The sequence below is a fragment of the Pseudomonas sp. BE134 genome, from assembly GCF_031456105.1.
Lineage (GTDB): Bacteria > Pseudomonadota > Gammaproteobacteria > Pseudomonadales > Pseudomonadaceae > Aquipseudomonas.
The window spans coordinates 91021-109612 of sequence record NZ_JAVDUA010000025.1; the positions used below are offsets into that span (position 1 = coordinate 91021).

Consider the following 18592-nt stretch of genomic DNA (forward strand, 5'->3'; position numbering starts at 1 on the left):
GTCCTATGCCTGAGTATATTCCTGCGGTACTGCGCCATGTAGCTAAATCATGGCGCAATCAGGCAGCTGAATGATTCAGCTGCTCGGGGTATCGCTATCGCGTTTGCGCTTGTTGCCCATGCGCACGCCGATGTCCATCAGGAACTGGAAGAAGCCTTCCTGATCTTCCAGCACATTGCTCCAGAACGGCGAGTGATACAGCGCCACGGCGCCATGCACCAGCGCCCAGGATGCGCAGTAATGGAAGTAAGGCGGCACGTCTTCGAGCTTGCCTTCGCTGATCCGGCCTTTGATCAGCAGGGTCAGGCGTTCAAAGTTGGAGGCGCGGATCTTGTGCAGCTCCTCGACCATCTCCGGCACTTGATTGCCCTTGACCACCTTCTCTTCCAGTCGGTCGAACAAACGATAACGTTGTGGATCGCGCATGCGGAATTCGAAGTAAGCCCGGGACAGCGCTTCCTTGTCCTTGTCGACATCGGCCGAATGCAACAGCTCGTTCAAATCACGCTCGTAATCGAGCATCAGGCGCAGATAAATTTCCGCCTTGGATTTGAAGTGCTTGTAGATCGTGCCTTTGCCGATACCTACGGCATCAGCAATCATCTCGACGGTGACACTGTCTTCACCTTGGTCGAGGAACAGCTTGAGCGCGGTATCGAGAATTTCTTGCTCGCGGCGACGAAACTCACGGACCTTACGAGGTTCTTTATGCATAAGAAAAGGTCTGTTGGGGGTCAAAATTCGAAGCCGCGTATTATGCCTAACTTACGCAAAAATGCACGGATCATCCGACCATATCTGTGTTTCTTGATGATTTCCAGCAGGGTGGTCCAATGATGAGAACTCTTCCGAAGCGGCCGTATTCCAAAATTGTTTAAAAATCGCCGCCGGTAAACTGGACGAGGCGCAATAGTGATCAATACTTGAACTGTCGGCGAGACATCTCCCCCAAGTGTTTCGCCGATATTGGTACCAACGGACCGCGTGCCATTGTTTTACTCCTAATGGTCTTAACCCGGATTCACCCCCCAGAACCCGGGTTTTTTTTGCCTGCGATTTAACCTTTCACATGCGCCAGCGGGAAAAGCCGCTTGAAGTTCTCGGTGGTCTGCTCGGCAAATCGCTCGTAGGACTCACCTCGCAACATTGACAGAAACTCCGCTACTTCACGCACGTACTGCGGCAGGTTCGGCTTGCCGCGATAAGGGATCGGCGCGAGGTACGGCGAATCGGTTTCCACCAACAAGCGGTCGGCCGGCACCTTGCTGGCGACATCGCGCAATGCGTCGGCATTGCGGAAAGTGACAATACCGGACAAGGAAATGTAATAGCCCATGTCCAGCGCGGCCTTGGCCATGTCCCAGTCTTCGGTAAAGCAATGCAGTACGCCGGCCTGCGGCAGCGCCGCTTCTCGCAACAAGCTCAGGGTATCGGCGCGGGCACCACGGGTGTGGATGATGACTGGTTTGCCGGTCTGTCGGGCCGCTTGCAGGTGCAGGCGAAACGACTCCTGTTGCAACTCGGCCGCTTCCGGTTCGTAGTGATAATCCAGCCCGGTTTCACCAATCGCGACCACACGCGGGTGATTAAGCTCGCGCAACAACCAATCCAGCGCGGGCGCAGCGCCTGGTTGCACGTCCAGCGGATGCACGCCGACCGAACAGTCCACGTCGTCATAACGCTCGGCCAGGGCTTTTACGTCGGCGGCGTTGTCAACACTGACGCCAATGCACAGAAAGTGCCCTACTCCGCGCTGACGGGCCGCATCGAGTGCAGCATCCAGAGAGCCGTCGTGGGCGGCGAGGTCGAGGCGATCAAGGTGACAATGGGAATCTACGAGCATAAAAGGGCTGCAACTTACATCGTATGAGTGGGACGGTCGGACTTGAAGGCTCCGACCAGATGGGGGGGGGCAGATGCTTAGAGTCTAGGCGCAGACGGTCACTTCTGGGTAGGCAAGGACGCCCATTGCACCAGCAGCGCTTCGAGCAACAACACCCGATTCAGGTTCGCCTTGCTCATCACTTTCTGGCGCTGGGCGAGGATCCAGTCCTGAATACCGAGGACTTTGTCCTGACTGGTTTTCTGCGCGAGGTACTGAACCACCTTGCGCATGTCTGCCAGTCCCAGGCCTTCTTCATCCTGAGTCAATTGATAGCGCAGAATCAGGCTCGACCAGTCACAAAACCAGTCGAACAACAGCAACAGCGGGATCGCATTCCAGCCTTCGGCCAGTTGCGTCGGCGACTGTTGCTGCTTGAGCAACTTCTTCACCCCGTCGACCACCTGCGCCCGCTGTTCGCGCACGCCCTGGGCTTGCAAGTTGACGGCTGCCAGTGGCGAACCGGCGGCCAGGGTCAGCAGTTCGATACGTTCTTCTTCCGCGCAGTCCGGCAAGGCTTTGGCCAGCCACGCAAGGCTCATCGCTTCGCTCGGCAACGGGCAGGCTTGCTGGACGCAGCGGCTTTTGATGGTCGGCAACAGACGACTGGTCTGGTGGCTGACCAACAGCAAAACGGTATCGCCCGACGGCTCTTCAAGGCTCTTGAGCAAGGCGTTGGCGGCGTTGACGTTCATCGACTCGACCGGCTCGATCAACACCACTTTGCGGCCGCCCATCTGCGAGGTCTGCACCACGAAGCTGACCAGATCGCGCACCTGATCGACTTTGATCGCCTTGTCGGCTTCCTCCGGCTCCAGGATGTAATTGTCGGGATGACTGCCCGCCTTGAGCAACAGGCAGGATTTGCATTCACCGCACGCATCGTGCGCGGTCGGGCGCTGGCATAGCAGGCTGGCCATTAACCGTTCGGCCAACGCACGCTTGCCGATCCCGGCCGGGCCATGCAGCAGGTAGGCGTGAGCGTGTTGCTTACGGCCGGCCAACTGCTGCCAGAGACTGTCCTGCCACGGATAGGCTTCAGCCACGTGTCAACTCCAGCAGACGCGGCAGCAGAACGTCCAGCGACTGTTGAACCTGCGCCAGCGGCTGGGCCGCATCAACCAGCACATACCGCGCAGGGTCCGCTTCAGCGCGCTTGAGAAATGCACTGCGCACCGCATTGAAAAAGGTTCGGCCTTCGAGTTCGAAACGGTCCAGTCGACCGCGAGCGCTGGCACGGGCCAGGCCCACTTCCACCGGCAGGTCGAAGATCAGCGTCAGGTCCGGACGCAGATCGCCCTGAACGAAAGTCTCCAGGGTCGCGATGCGATCCATCGACAACCCGCGCCCGCCGCCCTGATAGGCGAAGGTCGAATCCGTAAAGCGATCACACAAGACCACCGCGCCACGGGCCAATGCCGGACGAATCACCTCGGCCAGGTGTTGGGCACGTGCAGCGAATACCAGCAACAGTTCGGTGTCAGGGTTCATGATTTCGTCAGCCGGCGCCAGCAGCACCTCACGAATCCGCTCGGCCAACGGCGTACCGCCCGGCTCGCGAGTCAGCACCACTTCGATACCGGCAGCGCGCAGGCGCTCGGCCAGGTACTCGCGATTGGTACTTTTTCCGGCACCTTCAGGGCCTTCCAGGGTAATAAACAAGCCAGTCACAGGCAGTCCTTAGTCAGAATTATTGCGGGCCTTGCGGGGCGGCTGCCTCCGGCGCGGGCTCAGGTGCAGGCTCAGGCGTCAGCGTCGGTTCCGGCATCGGTTCAGGAGCCGATTCAGGTGTCGGCGCAGGCACCGGTTCAGGCGCCGCTTCAGGTGTCGGTGCAGGAGCCGATTCAGGCGTCGCTGCAGGAGCCGGCTCTTGCGGTGCCACGGATGGCAAAGCCTCGGGATCGGAATCCGGTGAAGCCGCAGGAATCGGCGCCTCTGTATCCAGCGTTTCGCCATTCATCATCTCTGATGCAGGGATCGGCGCCGGGCTGGAACGATAATCGGCACGACGCCTGATCTGGTACTCGCGCACCGCATTGTTGTGGGCATCCAGATCATCGGAGAACACATGGCTGCCATCGCCGCGCGCAACGAAATACAGGCTGTTGCCGGCAACCGGGTTCAACGCAGCATGGATGGCTTCGCGACCGACCATGGCGATCGGCGTCGGCGGCAGGCCCGGTATCATGTAAGTGTTATAGGGGGTCGCTTCCCGGAGATGGGCGCGGGTCAGTCTACCGCTGTAGCGATCACCCAGACCGTAGATCACCGTCGGGTCGGTCTGCAGCAACATGCCGATCGCCATGCGTCGAACGAAGACCCCGGCAATCTTCCCGCGCTCCTGCGGCACACCGGTTTCCTTTTCCACCAGCGAGGCCATGATCAGCGCCTGATAGGGTTCAGTGTACGGCACGTCAGCGGCGCGCCCGTCCCATTCTTTGGCGAGGACTTCGTCGAGGCGGTCATAGGCTTTTTTCAGCAGATCGACGTCAGTCATGCCACGCACAAACCGATAGGTGTCGGGAAAGAAACGACCTTCGGGAAAGATCCCGCGGTGCCCGAGCTTTTCCATCACCTGACTGTCACTCAACCCGTCGAGGGTCTGCCCGAGTTTTTCGTCTTTGGCCAGGGCTGCGCGAACCTGACGGAAATTCCAGCCCTCGACGAGGGTCAGGCTGTATTGAACCATTTCGCCACGTTTCCACAGCTCGATCAGCCCCTCAACCGTCATGCCCGGAACCATGCGGTACTCGCCGCTGTGCAACGGTTGCTTCGGTAGATTGAAACGCCAGTAGACGCGCAGCCAGAACGCATCCTTGATGACGCCTTTGGCTTCGAGTCGATAGAAGGTGCGGGTTGGTGTCGTGCCCTTGGGCACTTCCAGAAGTTCTTCCTGGGTGATATTCAGCGGTTGTTCCAGCGCCGAATGAATTTTCCAGGCAGAAGCGCCCAGACACAGCCCCGCCAGAACCAATCCGGTTTCCAGCAGCAGCAAGAATTTACGTCTCACGTATCAAGCATCCAGTAGCGCGCGGGCAATGGTTTGGAGTTTACGGGTGAGCGGCCCAACCGGCCAGCCCAGAGCAGCATAGGCGCGCACCGGCCAAACGCCATACACGCTGTTGCAGACAAAGACCTCATCGGCCCATTGCAGCTGATCGAGGCTGATGTCGGTGATTTGTGTGGGAATCCCCAATGACTCGGCTTGAAACATTAATTCGGCACGCATCACACCGGCCACGCCACAGCGTTTTAAATCGGCGGTGATCAGCACCCCATCGCGCACCAGGAACAAATTACTGAACACGCCTTCGATCACGCGACCGGCCTGATCGAGCATCAAGCCTTCGGCATGTTCGGTGTCCTGCCATTCGGCACGGGCAATCACTTGTTCAAGACGGTTCAGGTGTTTGAGCCCGGCGAGCAAGGGTTGTCTGGAAAGTCGTGTGGCGCAGGGAAACAGGCGAACGCCCTGCTCTGCATGAACAGCCGGATAAGCAGCAGGAGGATTGCCTTGCAGAATGCGTCGGGCTTGCGCCGAAGGATCGGGGGCATAACCGCGCAAGCTGTCGCCGCGGGTGAGAATGAGCTTGAGCACACCCTCATCGAGCGCTGCGGCGTAGGCCAACAGTTCGCTGCGGATCATCTCGTGATCAACAGCGATTGCCAGGCGCGTACAGCCTTGCGCCAGACGCGACAGATGCCGGTCCAGCAACAGCGGCTGCCCGCCACGCACGGCAATGGTCTCGAACAGACCATCGCCGTAAGCCAGGCCACGATCCTTCAGCGACAGAGTGTCAGCCGGCTGACCGTCGACCCAGCTGTCCATCAGTCAGCGAACCGGCGGAACACCAGTGAGCCGTTCGTGCCGCCAAAACCGAAGGAGTTGGACAGCACCACATCGATGTCCATGTTGCGCGCAGTATGCGGCACGAAATCGAGGTCGCAGCCTTCGTCCGGCTCATCGAGGTTGATGGTCGGCGGCGCTACCTGACTGTTGATAGCCAGCACGCTGAAAATTGCCTCGACCGCGCCCGCTGCACCCAGCAAGTGACCGGTCATGGACTTGGTCGAACTGACCGCGAGCTTGTAAGCGTGGTCGCCAAACACCGACTTGATCGCACAGGCTTCCGCAAGGTCACCAGCCGAGGTCGAGGTACCGTGGGCGTTGACGTATTGAACCTGATCAACGTTGACCTTGGCATCGCGCAGGGCATTGGTGATGCAGCGTGCAGCTCCCGCACCGTCCGCCGGTGGCGAAGTCATGTGGTAAGCGTCGCCACTGGTGCCGAAGCCGATCAGCTCGGCATAGATGGTCGCGCCACGCGCCTTGGCATGTTCCAGCTCTTCGAGAACCAGCGCGCCGGCACCGTCGGACAATACAAAGCCGTCACGGCCTTTGTCCCAGGGACGGCTGGCACGGGTCGGCTCATCGTTGCGGGTCGACAGTGCGCGGGAAGCACCAAAGCCCCCCATGCCCAACCCGCACGCGGCCATTTCGGCGCCACCGGCAATCATCACGTCGGCTTCGTCGTACATGATGTTGCGGGCTGCCATGCCAATGCAGTGCGTACCGGTGGTACACGCAGTGGCGATGGCGTAGTTAGGTCCCTGTGCACCCAAGTGGATCGACAGGAAACCGGAAATCATATTGATGATCGAGCCAGGCACGAAAAACGGAGAGATCCGTCGTGGGCCGGTATCATGCAGCGTGCGGCTGGTTTCTTCGATATTGGTCAGACCGCCAATACCCGAACCCATCGCCACACCGATACGCTCACGGTTGGCGTCAGTGACTTCCAGACCGGAGTTGCGTACAGCCTGAAAACCTGCGGCCAGACCGTATTGAATAAACAGGTCGAGCTTGCGAGCTTCCTTGACCGACAGGTATTCCTCGACATTGAAGCCCTTTACCGAACCGCCAAAACGGGTGGAATAGGCAGAAAGGTCGGTGTGTTCGATCAGACCAATGCCACTGCGGCCAGCCAGAATGCCCTGCCAACTGCTCGGCACATCCGTGCCCAGTGGCGACAACATACCCATACCGGTGACTACGACGCGTCTACGCGACACAGCACTCTCCTTTTTTTCAGATGACGACTTTGCATCATGCCTAAAGAAAAAACCGCACGCCGTGATGGCAGTGCGGTTTTTCCATGACAGCAAGCAACGATTACAAGCTATTAAGCCTGGTGGTTAGTAACGTAATCGATTGCGGCTTGTACAGTAGTGATCTTCTCAGCTTCTTCGTCAGGGATTTCGGTCTCGAATTCCTCTTCCAGAGCCATCACCAGCTCAACGGTGTCAAGGGAGTCGGCACCCAGGTCTTCAACGAAGGAAGCAGTGTTGACCACTTCTTCTTCTTTAACGCCCAGTTGCTCAGCAACGATTTTCTTGACGCGCTCTTCGATGGTGCTCATACCTTGTTTTCACTCCTAATGGACAAATTCAGGCAGCTGGCCAGTGGGTAAGTGTATAGAAAGACTTTTCAGTTTTTCAACTGAAAGCTTCACTCCTCAAACCCGATAGCCCACTGCCTATAAATAGATTGCAGCTTTATAACGGATTTTAGACAGCTCGTATGACATTTTTTTGAAGCAATCCGTCACATTTAACTCATGTACATCCCGCCGTTCACCGGGATTGTAGCCCCAGTAACGTAAGCCGCACCGTCGGATGCAAGAAAAGCGACCACAGACGCGATCTCTTGAGCTTGCCCCAGACGGCCCAGCGGAATCTGCGTCTGCAAGGCTTCACGCTGTGCCTCGGGCAGCTCGCGGGTCATATCGGTGTCGATGAACCCAGGGGCCACCGAGTTTACCGTAATCGAACGCGAACCGACTTCACGCGCCAGTGCGCGGCTGAAACCTTCCAGACCGGCCTTGGCGGCAGCGTAGTTTACTTGGCCTGCGTTGCCCATGGCACCCACAACCGAGCCAATACTGATAATTCGTCCCCAGCGGGCTTTGGTCATACCGCGCAAAACGCCCTTGGACAGGCGGAACAGACTGTTCAGGTTGGTATCGACAACGTCATGCCATTCGTCGTCTTTCATGCGCATCATCAGGTTATCGCGGGTGATACCGGCATTGTTGACCAGGATCGCCGGCGCACCGAACTGTGCAGTGATGCTCGCCAGTACTGCAGCTACGGATTCGTCGCTGGTGACATTGAGCTCAAGACCGGTGCCTTGAATAGCGTTTTCCTTCAGGGTCGCGGCGATGCGCTCGGCGCCGGAAGCGGTGGTCGCGGTGCCAATCACGATGGCACCCTGACGACCCAGCTCCAGGGCGATGGCCTGGCCGATACCGCGGCTCGCGCCGGTGACCAGTGCAACTTTACCTTGCAGACTCATGCAAGCTTCTCCTGATTCAGGCCAGCGCTGCACGGGCGGCAGCGAAAGCGTCTGGGGTATTGAGGTTGGATGTCGACACGCCTTCGGCGCAGCGTTTGTTCAGGCCTGCAAGCACTTTGCCAGGACCGCATTCGACCAGCTGGGTCGCGCCCTTGGCGGCCAGCGCCTGGACAGACTCAACCCAGCGCACAGGCTTATAGAGCTGTTCAAGCAGATCGCGCTTGAGTGTATCCAGATCGGCCGGCACATTGGCGCTGACGTTCTGTACCACAGGAATCTGCGGCGCCTGCCAGTCGATTGCAGCGATGGACTCGGCAAAACGCTCGGCCGCCGGGCGCATCAGTTCACAATGCGACGGCACGCTGACCGGCAACGGCATGGCGCGTTTGGCACCACGGGCCTTGCAGCCTTCGATGGCGCGCTCGACTGCCGCCTTGGCACCGGCGATCACCACCTGGCCCGGGGAGTTGAAGTTGACCGCACTGACCACGTCACCTTGCGCCGCTTCGGCACAGGCTGCCAGCACGTCAGCATCGTCCAGACCGAGAATGGCGGCCATGCCACCTTGCCCGGCCGGAACGGCTTCCTGCATCAACTGACCACGGCGCTCAACCAGTTTGACCGCGTCGCCCAGGGTCAGGCTACCCGCAGCAACCAGCGCGCTGTACTCACCCAGGCTGTGACCGGCAACGTAAGCCGGACGCGCGCCGCCTTCGGCCAACCACAGACGCCACAAGGCGATCGAGGCGGTCAGAATGGCCGGCTGGGTTTTATCGGTTTGATTGAGCTGCTCTTCCGGCCCTTGCTGGGTCAGTGCCCACAGGTCGTAACCCAGAGCATCGGAAGCTTCTTTGAATGTTTCGAGGACAACCGGATGTTGCGCGCCCAACTCGGCCAGCATGCCGAGGGACTGCGAACCCTGTCCTGGAAAGACGAATGCGAGGGAAGCAGACATGTAACAAGCCCCTAATGATCTTGTCGTCGGAGAATTGATGTCCCAAGTGGGGGACGCAAGAAACTGACAGTTGGATGGCCAAACGAACCAAGCGGTCACATTTAAGCATTGTCCGACGAAATCACCTAAAGCAACAAATCCTCCAGACGACCGTGTATCCGCTCCGGCAGGTTTTCCTGAATCTCGATCAGCGCGCGGGAAATCGCACTTTGAAACCCCTGAACCCCGGCCGAACCATGACTTTTCACCACAATTCCTTGCAAACCGAGGAAGCTGGCACCGTTATGGCGCGCAGGTGCGAGCTCGGCCTGAAGACGCCTCATCAGCGGCAACGCCAGGGCACCGACCATTTTCGACGCGAGGTTTTTCCTGAACAAGGCTTCGATGCGCCCGGCAATCATGGTCGCCAGGCCCTCGCTGGACTTGAGCAGGATGTTGCCGACAAAGCCGTCACACACCACCACATCCGCCTCGCCACGGTACAACCCGTCACCTTCGACAAAGCCTATGTAATTGATACCGCGAGCGGCCTGCAACAAGGTGGCCGCCAGCTTGACCTGCTGATTGCCCTTGATGTCTTCGGTGCCGATATTCAGCAGCGCTACGCGCGGGCGAACAATACCGAGCGCCTCCGCCGCCACCGAGCCCATGATCGCGAACTGCAACAAATGCTCGGCACTGCAATCGACATTGGCGCCCAGATCGAGTAACTGGCAATAACCCTTTTGCGTCGGAATCGCCGCCACCATTGCCGGACGATCGATACCTGGCAGAGTCTTGAGCACAAACCGCGACAACGCCATCAGCGCCCCGGTATTCCCGGCACTGACACAGGCCTGGGCCTTGCCATCGCGCAACAACTCGAGCGCCACGCGCATCGACGAGTCGGGCTTGCCGCGCAAGGCCTGCGCAGGCTTTTCGTCCATGGTGATGACTTCAGACGCGGGGGCAATCGACAAGCGCGAGCGATCCACAGCCGATTGGCCGCAGAGCAATTCTTCAATAAGGGAAGGTTGACCGACGAGGGTCAGGTGCAGCGAGGGTGTAGCAGACAGGCAAGCGAGGCTGGCCTGAACAATGCTGCGGGGACCGAAGTCCCCGCCCATTGCGTCAATCGCGATGACTTGAGCGGACAAGTGATTACTCGTCAGCGCCCTTGTCGATCACTTTACGGCCACGGTATACGCCTTCTGGCGATACGTGGTGACGCAGGTGAACTTCACCGGTGGTTTTTTCTACAGACAGGGTGCTAGCCTCGAGAGCGTCGTGCGAACGGCGCATGTCACGGGCGGAGCGGGATTTTTTGTTCTGCTGAACAGCCATAATTGATTAACTCCTAAACGTTTGGGTCACGCTTTAACTGCGCCAATACACTGAACGGGTTGGACCGCGTTACCTCGTCCTCGCTCGGTTCGGGCTCATCGAGACCCGCCGGCTGCTGGCATTCTTCCGGATGATGAGCAGGCACAATGGGCAAGGCGAGCAGAAGCTCCTCCTCGATCAGTGACTGCAGATCCAAAGGATCTTCGCCCAGTTCCAGCACGTCATAACCTTTCGGCAACGACTGGGTATTCGCACCCTCCTTCACCACAGCATAACTGCATTCGCTATGGATCGGCAGGGTGACCAGCTCAAGACAACGCTGGCAAACCATTTTGACTTCGGTGTCGATAAAGCTGTGGATGACCACAGATTTACGTTCATCTCGTTCAAAAACGAATTTAGCCTGCACCGTACCGACAGTATCGGAAAGCGGGTCGCAGAGTCTCTCCAAATCGGCCAGCAGCAGTTCACCTTGAAGGGTGGTGCCACGGTCAGCCAATTTGCGCGGGTCAACGTGAGGTGGAATCGGGTCATTCAACATAGGCGCAGCATTATAGGGATGCCCCCAGCCATGTCAAAGGAAATTCAGCCCTGTCCGTCACTTGCAGGCCTCCGCTAGAATTCGCGCCTGACTTTTGGAGTTGCGCATGCTGCCTTTATTACTCGCTTCAAGCTCGGTGTATCGCCGGGAATTGCTGGCCCGCTTGCAGCTGCCGTTCACCTGCAGCTCGCCGGATATCGACGAGAGTCATAGAGCGGGTGAGCCGGCCGTCGAACTGGTCAAACGCCTCGCCAAAGAAAAAGCCCAGGCACTGGCGGGCAGCCATACCGCCCATCTGATCATCGGCTCCGACCAGGTCGCGGTACTCGGCGACCGGATTATCGGCAAACCCCACACTTTCGAAAAGGCCCGCGAACAACTGCTGGCGGCCAGCGGTGCCAGCGTAACCTTCCTGACCGGCCTGGCACTGCTCAACAGCCAGACCGGCGACTTCCAGGTTGATTGCGTGCCGTTCACCGTCCACATGCGCACACTCGATCAGGCACGCATCGAACGCTACCTGCGCGCCGAACAGCCCTACGACTGCGCTGGCAGCTTCAAGGCCGAAGGTTTGGGGGTGAGCCTGTTTCAAAGCACCGAAGGCCCTGACGCCACCAGCCTGATCGGCCTGCCGCTAATTCGCCTGATCGACATGCTGCTGGCCGAAGGCGTGCAAATCCCCTGAGCACAAAAAACCGGCCACGAAGGCCGGTTTTTATGCAGCCACAGGATCAGCGCATCGATGGACCGTGAAAACCCATCCACATCGCCAACTGTTCCGCCACACTGGCACCGAGCTTTTTAGAGAAGCGATCGAACGGCGATTCCTGAACGGTGAAGTCCACCAGCTCTTTCTCACCAATCACGTCCCGGGCCACCGAGCTGGCGTTACCCAGGCCATCAATCAGACCGAGCGGCAGCGCTTGCTCACCGTTCCAGACCAGACCAGAGAACAGCTCAGGATGCTCCTTGTCCTTGAGGCGGTCGCCACGTCCCTTTTTCACGCTGTTGATGAACTGCTGGTGCGTGGTATCCAGCACGCCCTGCCAGAATTGAGTTTCCTCAGGTTTCTGCGGCTGGAACGGATCGAGGAACGATTTGTGCTCACCTGAATTGTAGGTGCGACGCTCGACACCCAGCTTCTCCATGGTGCCGACAAAGCCGTAGCCCGCCGCCGTCACACCAATGGAACCTACCAGGCTCGCCTTGTCGGCATAGATCTGATCCGCCGCACTGGCAATGTAGTAAGCGCCGGAAGCGCCCAGATCCGAGATCACCGCATACACCTTGGTATCCGGGTGCAGGCCGCGCAGGCGGACGATTTCGTCATACACGTAACCCGACTGCACCGGACTGCCGCCCGGGCTGTTGATGCGCAGAATGACGCCTTTGACTTTCTCATCCTCGAAGGCCGCACGCAGACTGCCGACGATGTTGTCGGCACTGGCCGGCTCTTTGTCGGCGATCATGCCCGTCACGTCGATCAATGCCGTGTAGTTGGCGCTGCTGGTCGCACTCTTTTCAATGTCCATCAGCGGCGTGAACAGGATCAGCGCCACAAACAGGTACACGAACGTCAACAACTTGAAGAAAATCCCCCAGCGACGCGACCGGCGCTGCTCCGTCACACTGGCCAGCAAGGTCTTTTCCAGCAGCTTCCAGCTTTTTTCGTCACCGCTCTCTGCGCTCGCCTTGGCGGGCGCTTTCCATTCGTCGGTCATGACATCTACCCCAGCAAAAATCTATTAAGCCCGCTGACTCAGCCAGGCATGCAATTCTGAAAAACGATCAATGGCCAGTGCCGACTCGAACAACTTCAGCGCCTCGATCGATTGCGCGCCGTAGCTGACTGCCACCGAATCCATGCCGGCGTTGCGCGCCATCTGCAAGTCGAACGAAGAATCGCCGACCATCAGCGCCTGCTCGGGACGGACCTCGCAATGGGCGAGAATCTGCTCAAGCATCAGCGGATGCGGCTTGCTCGCAGTTTCGTCAGCGGCGCGGGTGATATCGAAATAATCTTCCCAACCGTGCGATTTCAGTACCCGATCCAGCCCGCGACGCGCCTTGCCAGTCGCCACAGCCAAATGATACCCCTCGGCACGGAACGCCTCCATCGACTCGACTACACCTTCAAACAACGGCGAAGGCACAGCCTCTGAGGCGATATAGTGATCGGCATAATGCTGACGAAACGCTACCAATTCGGCATCGCCGATCTCGGGATACAGCGTGCGAATCGCCTCTGGCAAACCCAGGCCGATAATGCCTTTGACCGCAAAGTCATCACACAAGGGAAAGCCAGAACGCTCGGACGCCACATGCATCGCCTCGACAATCCGACCAATGGAGTCGGCCAACGTGCCGTCCCAATCGAAAATCAGCAGCTTGTAATCAGAGTGGCGCACTCAATCGCTCCACGGTCTTGGCCCACATTTCATCCACTGGCGCCTGCAACTTCAGCTCGCTGCCATCGGGCAGCGGCACGGTCAGCATGTAAGCGTGGAGAAACAGGCGCTTGCCACCGAGATCGCGGATTTCCTTGCTGAACCCCTCATCGCCATACTTGGTGTCGCCAGCGATGCAGTGCCCGGCGTGCAGGGTATGGACGCGGATCTGGTGAGTCCGGCCGGTGATCGGCTTGGCTTCGATAAGGGTGGCAAAGTCGCCGAAACGGCGCAGGACCTTAAACACGGTCACAGACTCCTTGCCCTCCTCCTCGTCGACCTCGACCATGCGCTCGCCGGAGCGCAGATTACTCTTGCCCAGCGACGCACGGACCTGCTTGATCGAGGCCGCCCAGTTACCACGGACCAGCGCCATATAGCGTTTATCAACGCCATCGCCGCGCAATGCCGTGTGCAAGTGACGCAGCATGCTGCGCTTCTTGGCGATCATCAGCAGGCCCGACGTATCACGGTCGAGACGGTGAACCAGTTCGAGCTCCTTGCAATCGGGACGCAACTGGCGAAAGGCTTCGATCACCCCGTAAGTCAGGCCGCTGCCGCCATGAACCGCGATACCGCAAGGCTTGTTGATCACGATCAGCGCCTTGTCTTCGAAGACAATCGAGGCTTCGAGGCACTGCAGCAGGCCTTGGGCCAACGGCACCGGCTCATCACGCTCAGGCACACGAACCGGCGGCACGCGCACGATATCGCCCGCCTGCAGCTTGTATTCGGGCTTGATCCGACCTTTGTTCACTCGCACTTCGCCTTTACGCAAAATGCGGTAAATCAGGGTCTTGGGCACGCCTTTGAGCCGAGCGAGAAGGAAGTTATCAATACGTTGGCCGGCATATTCCGGCGAGACCTCCAGCAGTTGTACGGCTGGGGTCGAAGGGGCTGTAGTCGTCATGGCGCGGATGATAACAATTTTTTATGGAATTGAAGCACTTAATCATTGCTGCTATAGTCGCGAACGCCGCCAAAAGCGGCTGGACAGCGGACCAACGGTCAAAAACCGGCCCTGACCAACGCAATTCACCAGGACGCGAGGCCGTCCTACGGGGCTTTCGCTACGTATCGGTGGAGTTTGCAGCTGTAACGAGCGCAGGTGACATGAGGCCTGAATCATGCCGCAAAGCAGAGTTTTAACTCGCCTTGCGAGCAAATATTCACGGCCAGTTCACAAAGTGCAGTCAGCCACGAACGACCCTGGGCGAACGCTTCGGAAACAACGCCTAAATTAGCCATGATGCGTGACCTCCCCCTTCGGAGCTCACGGTAAATGCCAACCCGCTGCGGATTCTGCGCGCGGCAGCACCCGAATTATCAGGGATACGTGTAGGGTGGAGATGCACAACCGCTGGACTGTGTAGCACTAGGCTTTATCAAGACGCTTCATCTCGTCCACAGCCGCTGGTTGATTCCTCCTCCTGACTGAGTGCTTAAGTAGCCACAGCAAGCAGGACGCGTACGTCGCGACACCGGCCCAATTGGTCGGGGTTTGCTAGACACTGGAGTGGCCAACCACTCCTGACGCACCTGACACCGACCGTGAGAAGTCGTGTGTGCCGAACGCCGTTTCCGGCAGCCCGGAAACCGACGGTACTACATGAAAAGAATGCTGATTAACGCAACTCAACCCGAAGAGTTGCGTGTTGCACTGGTAGATGGCCAACGCCTCTACGACCTGGACATCGAATCCGGTGCACGCGAGCAGAAGAAGGCCAACATCTATAAAGGCCGGATTACTCGCATCGAACCAAGCCTTGAGGCTGCCTTTGTCGATTTCGGCTCCGAGCGCCACGGCTTCCTGCCCCTCAAAGAAATCTCCCGCGAATACTTCAAGAAAGCCCCCGAAGGCCGCGTCAATATCAAAGACGTCCTGAGCGAAGGCCAGGAAGTCATCGTTCAGGTCGAAAAAGAAGAACGTGGCAACAAGGGCGCCGCCCTGACCACCTTCATCAGCCTGGCCGGTCGTTACCTCGTACTGATGCCGAACAACCCGCGTGCCGGCGGTATTTCCCGTCGCATCGAAGGTGAAGAGCGCAACGAACTGCGTGAAGCCCTCAACGGTCTGGTTGCCCCGGCCGACATGGGTCTGATCGTGCGCACTGCCGGCCTTGGCCGCAGCAGCGAAGAAATGCAGTGGGACCTCGATTACCTGCTGCAACTCTGGACCGCCATCAAAGAAGCTTCGCTGGATCGTTCCGCGCCGTTCCTGATCTACCAGGAAAGCAACGTGATCATCCGCGCCATCCGCGATTACCTGCGCCAGGACATCGGCGAAGTGCTGATCGACAGCGTTGAAGCCCAGGACGAAGCCCTGACCTTCATCCGCCAGGTGATGCCGCAGTACGCCAGCAAGATCAAGCTGTACGAAGACAGCGTTCCGCTGTTCAACCGTTTCCAGATCGAAAGCCAGATCGAGACCGCTTTCCAGCGCGTCGTTGAACTGCCTTCCGGCGGCTCCATCGTTATCGATCCGACCGAAGCCCTGGTGTCCATCGACATCAACTCGGCGCGCGCCACCAAAGGCAGCGACATCGAAGAAACCGCTCTGCAGACCAACCTTGAAGCCGCCGAAGAAATCGCCCGTCAGTTGCGCTTGCGCGACATCGGCGGCCTGATCGTCATCGACTTCATCGACATGACCCCTGCCAAGAACCAGCGCGCCGTGGAAGAGAAAGTCCGCGAATGCCTGGAAGCCGACCGCGCTCGCGTGCAAGTCGGTCGCATCTCGCGCTTCGGCCTGCTGGAAATGTCCCGTCAGCGCCTGCGCCCATCCCTGGGCGAAAGCAGCGGCATCGTTTGCCCGCGTTGCAACGGCACCGGCATCATCCGTGATGTTGAATCGCTGTCGCTGGCCATCCTGCGCCTGATCGAAGAAGAAGCCCTGAAAGACCGCACCGCCGAAGTTCGCGCCCAAGTGCCGATCCCGGTGGCGGCGTTCCTGCTCAACGAAAAACGCAACTCGATCACCAAGATCGAACTGCGCACCCGTGCCCGCATCGTCATTCTGCCGAACGATCACCTCGAAACGCCGCACTTCGAAGTTCAGCGTCTGCGCGATGACAGCCCGGAAGCCAGCATCAATCAGTCCAGCTACGAAATCGCCGCTGCCGCTGCCGAAGTCGAAGAAGTCCAGCCAGCTGCCGCGACCCGCACCCTGGTTCGCCAGGAAGCCGCGGTCAAGACCGCTCCGGCCCGCGCCAACGCTCCGGTTCCGACCGAAGTCGTCGCTGCCGCCCCCGTGGCTGCACCGGTTGCCGCGCCAGAACCGAGCCTGTTCAAAGGCCTGGTGAAGTCGCTGGTCAGCCTGTTCGCGACCAAGGAAGAGCCAGCGGCTCCGGTTGTGGTTGAAAAACCAGCGACCACCGAGCGCCCGGCCCGTAACGAAGAGCGTCGCAATGGTCGTCAGCAGAGCCGCAACCGTAATGGTCGCCGCGATGAAGAACGCAAGCCTCGTGAGGAACGTGCACCGCGTGAAGAGCGCGCACCACGTGAGCCACGTGAAGCCCGCGAAGAAACCCCGGCCGTTGCCCGCGAAGAACGTGCTCCACGTGAAGAACGCGCACCACGCGCACCTCGTGAAGAACGTGCACCGCGTGCTCCACGCGAAGACCGCAAGCCCCGTGGCGAGCGTGAAGAGCGTCCGGTTCGTGAGCTGCGCGAGCCCCTGGATGCCGCCCCGGCCGCTGCTGCCGCCATTGCCGCTACTGCTGAAGAGCGTCCAGCTCGCCAGCCACGTGAAGAACGCGCTCCACGCCCTCCGCGTGAAGAACGTCAGCCACGTGCGGAACAAGCCGCTGCCGCCGTCGCTGAAGAAGAGCTGACAGCCAACGAAGAGCAACTGCAGGAAGACGGTCAGGAAGGCGCCGAAGGCGATCGTCCACGCCGCCGCTCCCGTGGACAGCGTCGTCGCAGCAACCGCCGCGAGCGTCAGCGTGATGCCAACGGCAACGTGATCGAAGGTTCGGAAGAATCCGAAGGTAACGAAGCTGGCGAAAGCAACGAAGCGCCAAGCACTTCCGATCTGGCCGCCGGCCTGGCTGTGACCGCAGCCGTTGCCAGCACCGTGATCAGCGCACCGGCTGAAGCACAAGCTCACGAGCAAGCCGAACGCGCCACTGCTGCCGTTCAGGAAACTGCTCCGGTTGAAGCGCCAGTGGTTGAAGCAACGACTCCGGTCGAAGCGACTGCCGCTGCGGAAATCGAAGTGGCTCCGGTTCGTGAAGCCCAACCTGTTGTTGAAGCTGCCGCCGAGCCTGCGACCGTCGCTGAACCTGTCGCCGAGCCAGTGGTTGCTGCCGAACCTGCTGCCGAAACCGTCACTGAAACCGTGACCGAAGCTGTCCGCGAAGTTCGTGAAGAACAAACCGCGTTCAACTGGGTTGCCGAGCCGGTCGCTGTTGAAGCACCTGCACCGGTTACTGAAGCCATGGTTTCCGAACCAGTGGTGGCGGCTGCCGAACCAACTCCAGTCGTTGAGGCGCCGGCTCCAGTGGTTGCCGAAGTAGCGGAACCGGCCGTTGAAGCCGCCCCCGTCAGCGCCCTGACGCCAAGCGGCCGTGCGCCGAACGATCCACGTGAAGTGCGTCGTCGCAAACGTGAAGAAGAGCGTCTGCAGAAGGAAGCCGAACAAGCTGCCGCTGCTGCTCCGGTTGAAGCTGAAGTGGTCGAAGCGGCGCCTGCCGAATCGGTCATCGAAGAAGCGCCGCGCTCCGTTCAGGAAGCTGTAGAGCAACACGAACAAGCCCAGGAAAAAGAGCACGAGCCTAAACCCCTCGTCTAATTCCCCAGGCCATTAAAAAGCCCCGTCTGGTCATCCCAGGCGGGGCTTTTTTTATGTCCCAATCACCGCAATCCCCCTGTGGGAGCGAGCCTGCTCGCGATAGCGGTTTAACATTCAACATTGATGCAAGCTGATCCACCGCTATCGCGAGCAGGCTCGCTCCCACAGAGGATCTCTCACAGGGGGAACTATGCTGGTTTGAAGAGGGTGTAATTAATTTTGTGTAAACGGTCATTTGGCAGGAGACTGCCTACCCCAAGGAAATCCAATGACCGAGCCAAAACCCAAGCGCGCCAA

The 18592-nt window shown here is 59.2% G+C and carries 18 protein-coding genes; 2 read left to right on the forward strand and 16 right to left on the reverse strand.

Annotation, left to right across the window (positions count from 1 at the left end):
- Positions 1 to 75 precede the first annotated feature (75 nt).
- From J2Y56_RS20395 to J2Y56_RS20455, 13 genes are all read right to left on the reverse strand, one after another.
- Positions 76 to 714, reverse strand: a complete 639-nt coding sequence (locus tag J2Y56_RS20395) for a TetR/AcrR family transcriptional regulator (protein ID WP_007945721.1) — start codon at positions 712 to 714, stop codon at positions 76 to 78.
- 343 nt (positions 715 to 1057) lie between these two features.
- Positions 1058 to 1843, reverse strand: coding sequence for a TatD family hydrolase (locus J2Y56_RS20400; RefSeq protein WP_007945723.1), 786 nt, complete (start codon positions 1841 to 1843; stop codon positions 1058 to 1060).
- Positions 1844 to 1941: 98 nt separating this feature from the next.
- Positions 1942 to 2928, reverse strand: a complete 987-nt coding sequence (locus tag J2Y56_RS20405) for a DNA polymerase III subunit delta' (RefSeq protein ID WP_310333852.1) — start codon at positions 2926 to 2928, stop codon at positions 1942 to 1944.
- A complete protein-coding gene (tmk, locus tag J2Y56_RS20410) occupies positions 2921 to 3553 on the reverse strand; it encodes a dTMP kinase (protein ID WP_310352258.1) in 633 nt (210 codons plus the stop codon). Before tmk ends, J2Y56_RS20405 begins: the two co-directional genes overlap by 8 nt.
- Positions 3554 to 3572: 19 nt before the next feature.
- Complete coding sequence (mltG, locus tag J2Y56_RS20415; protein ID WP_310352261.1) at positions 3573 to 4892, reverse strand: endolytic transglycosylase MltG; 1320 nt, start codon at positions 4890 to 4892, stop codon at positions 3573 to 3575.
- 3 nt (positions 4893 to 4895) lie between these two features.
- Positions 4896 to 5711 carry an aminodeoxychorismate lyase gene (gene pabC / locus J2Y56_RS20420; protein WP_007945727.1) on the reverse strand — a complete coding sequence of 272 codons (816 nt, stop codon included), beginning with the start codon at positions 5709 to 5711 and terminating at the stop codon, positions 4896 to 4898.
- A complete protein-coding gene (gene fabF / locus J2Y56_RS20425; RefSeq protein WP_007945728.1) occupies positions 5711 to 6955 on the reverse strand; it encodes a beta-ketoacyl-ACP synthase II in 1245 nt (414 codons plus the stop codon). The genes pabC and fabF overlap by 1 nt, the downstream gene beginning before the upstream one ends.
- Positions 6956 to 7065: 110 nt before the next feature.
- Positions 7066 to 7302, reverse strand: coding sequence for an acyl carrier protein (gene acpP, locus J2Y56_RS20430; RefSeq protein ID WP_003442511.1), 237 nt, complete (start codon positions 7300 to 7302; stop codon positions 7066 to 7068).
- Between the two features lie 191 nt (positions 7303 to 7493).
- Positions 7494 to 8237 (reverse strand): 3-oxoacyl-ACP reductase FabG, encoded by a 744-nt coding sequence (gene fabG / locus J2Y56_RS20435; protein ID WP_007945731.1) that lies wholly within the window; start codon positions 8235 to 8237, stop codon positions 7494 to 7496.
- A gap of 16 nt (positions 8238 to 8253) precedes the next feature.
- Positions 8254 to 9192 (reverse strand): ACP S-malonyltransferase, encoded by a 939-nt coding sequence (gene fabD, locus J2Y56_RS20440; RefSeq protein WP_310352264.1) that lies wholly within the window; start codon positions 9190 to 9192, stop codon positions 8254 to 8256.
- Positions 9193 to 9317: 125 nt separating this feature from the next.
- Positions 9318 to 10328, reverse strand: coding sequence for a phosphate acyltransferase PlsX (plsX, locus tag J2Y56_RS20445; RefSeq protein WP_310352266.1), 1011 nt, complete (start codon positions 10326 to 10328; stop codon positions 9318 to 9320).
- Positions 10329 to 10332: 4 nt separating this feature from the next.
- Positions 10333 to 10515, reverse strand: a complete 183-nt coding sequence (gene rpmF, locus J2Y56_RS20450) for a 50S ribosomal protein L32 (protein WP_003179396.1) — start codon at positions 10513 to 10515, stop codon at positions 10333 to 10335.
- Positions 10516 to 10528: 13 nt separating this feature from the next.
- The gene (locus J2Y56_RS20455; RefSeq protein ID WP_004371317.1) at positions 10529 to 11056 is read right to left on the reverse strand and encodes a YceD family protein; all 528 of its coding nucleotides are present in this window, start codon (positions 11054 to 11056) and stop codon (positions 10529 to 10531) included.
- 106 nt (positions 11057 to 11162) lie between these two features.
- Between J2Y56_RS20455 and J2Y56_RS20460 the strand changes: the two genes are divergently transcribed.
- Entirely contained in the window at positions 11163 to 11741 is a 579-nt protein-coding gene (locus tag J2Y56_RS20460; protein WP_007945735.1) for a nucleoside triphosphate pyrophosphatase, read from the forward strand.
- A 46-nt stretch (positions 11742 to 11787) separates the two neighbouring features.
- On the opposite strand, the gene sppA is transcribed toward J2Y56_RS20460, so the two are convergent.
- From sppA to rluC, 3 genes are read right to left on the reverse strand one after another with little or no spacing between them, the layout of a single operon-like run.
- Entirely contained in the window at positions 11788 to 12777 is a 990-nt protein-coding gene (gene sppA, locus J2Y56_RS20465) for a signal peptide peptidase SppA (protein WP_007945736.1), read from the reverse strand.
- 24 nt (positions 12778 to 12801) lie between these two features.
- Positions 12802 to 13464: an HAD-IA family hydrolase gene (locus J2Y56_RS20470; protein WP_310352269.1), complete on the reverse strand. Its 663-nt coding sequence runs from the start codon at positions 13462 to 13464 to the stop codon at positions 12802 to 12804.
- Complete coding sequence (gene rluC / locus J2Y56_RS20475; protein ID WP_310352270.1) at positions 13451 to 14413, reverse strand: 23S rRNA pseudouridine(955/2504/2580) synthase RluC; 963 nt, start codon at positions 14411 to 14413, stop codon at positions 13451 to 13453. The genes J2Y56_RS20470 and rluC overlap by 14 nt, the downstream gene beginning before the upstream one ends.
- A 699-nt stretch (positions 14414 to 15112) precedes the next feature.
- Between rluC and rne the strand changes: the two genes are divergently transcribed.
- Complete coding sequence (rne, locus tag J2Y56_RS20480) at positions 15113 to 18295, forward strand: ribonuclease E (protein WP_310352273.1); 3183 nt, start codon at positions 15113 to 15115, stop codon at positions 18293 to 18295.
- The last annotated feature ends 297 nt before the right edge of the window (positions 18296 to 18592 follow it).

Bases quoted from the DNA above. Each gene is read 5' to 3' on its own strand.
- fabD (WP_310352264.1), bottom strand. From the start codon at position 9,192: ATGTCTGCTTCCCTCGCATTCGTCTTTCCAGGACAGGGTTCGCAGTCC.
- rpmF (WP_003179396.1), bottom strand. From the start codon at position 10,515: ATGGCTGTTCAGCAGAACAAAAAATCCCGCTCCGCCCGTGACATGCGC.
- J2Y56_RS20455 (WP_004371317.1), bottom strand. From the start codon at position 11,056: ATGTTGAATGACCCGATTCCACCTCACGTTGACCCGCGCAAATTGGCT.
- fabG (WP_007945731.1), bottom strand. From the start codon at position 8,237: ATGAGTCTGCAAGGTAAAGTTGCACTGGTCACCGGCGCGAGCCGCGGT.
- J2Y56_RS20395 (WP_007945721.1), bottom strand. From the start codon at position 714: ATGCATAAAGAACCTCGTAAGGTCCGTGAGTTTCGTCGCCGCGAGCAA.
- J2Y56_RS20400 (WP_007945723.1), bottom strand. From the start codon at position 1,843: ATGCTCGTAGATTCCCATTGTCACCTTGATCGCCTCGACCTCGCCGCC.
- pabC (WP_007945727.1), bottom strand. From the start codon at position 5,711: ATGGACAGCTGGGTCGACGGTCAGCCGGCTGACACTCTGTCGCTGAAG.
- rne (WP_310352273.1), top strand. From the start codon at position 15,113: ATGAAAAGAATGCTGATTAACGCAACTCAACCCGAAGAGTTGCGTGTT.
- sppA (WP_007945736.1), bottom strand. From the start codon at position 12,777: ATGACCGACGAATGGAAAGCGCCCGCCAAGGCGAGCGCAGAGAGCGGT.
- acpP (WP_003442511.1), bottom strand. From the start codon at position 7,302: ATGAGCACCATCGAAGAGCGCGTCAAGAAAATCGTTGCTGAGCAACTG.
- rluC (WP_310352270.1), bottom strand. From the start codon at position 14,413: ATGACGACTACAGCCCCTTCGACCCCAGCCGTACAACTGCTGGAGGTC.
- J2Y56_RS20460 (WP_007945735.1), top strand. From the start codon at position 11,163: ATGCTGCCTTTATTACTCGCTTCAAGCTCGGTGTATCGCCGGGAATTG.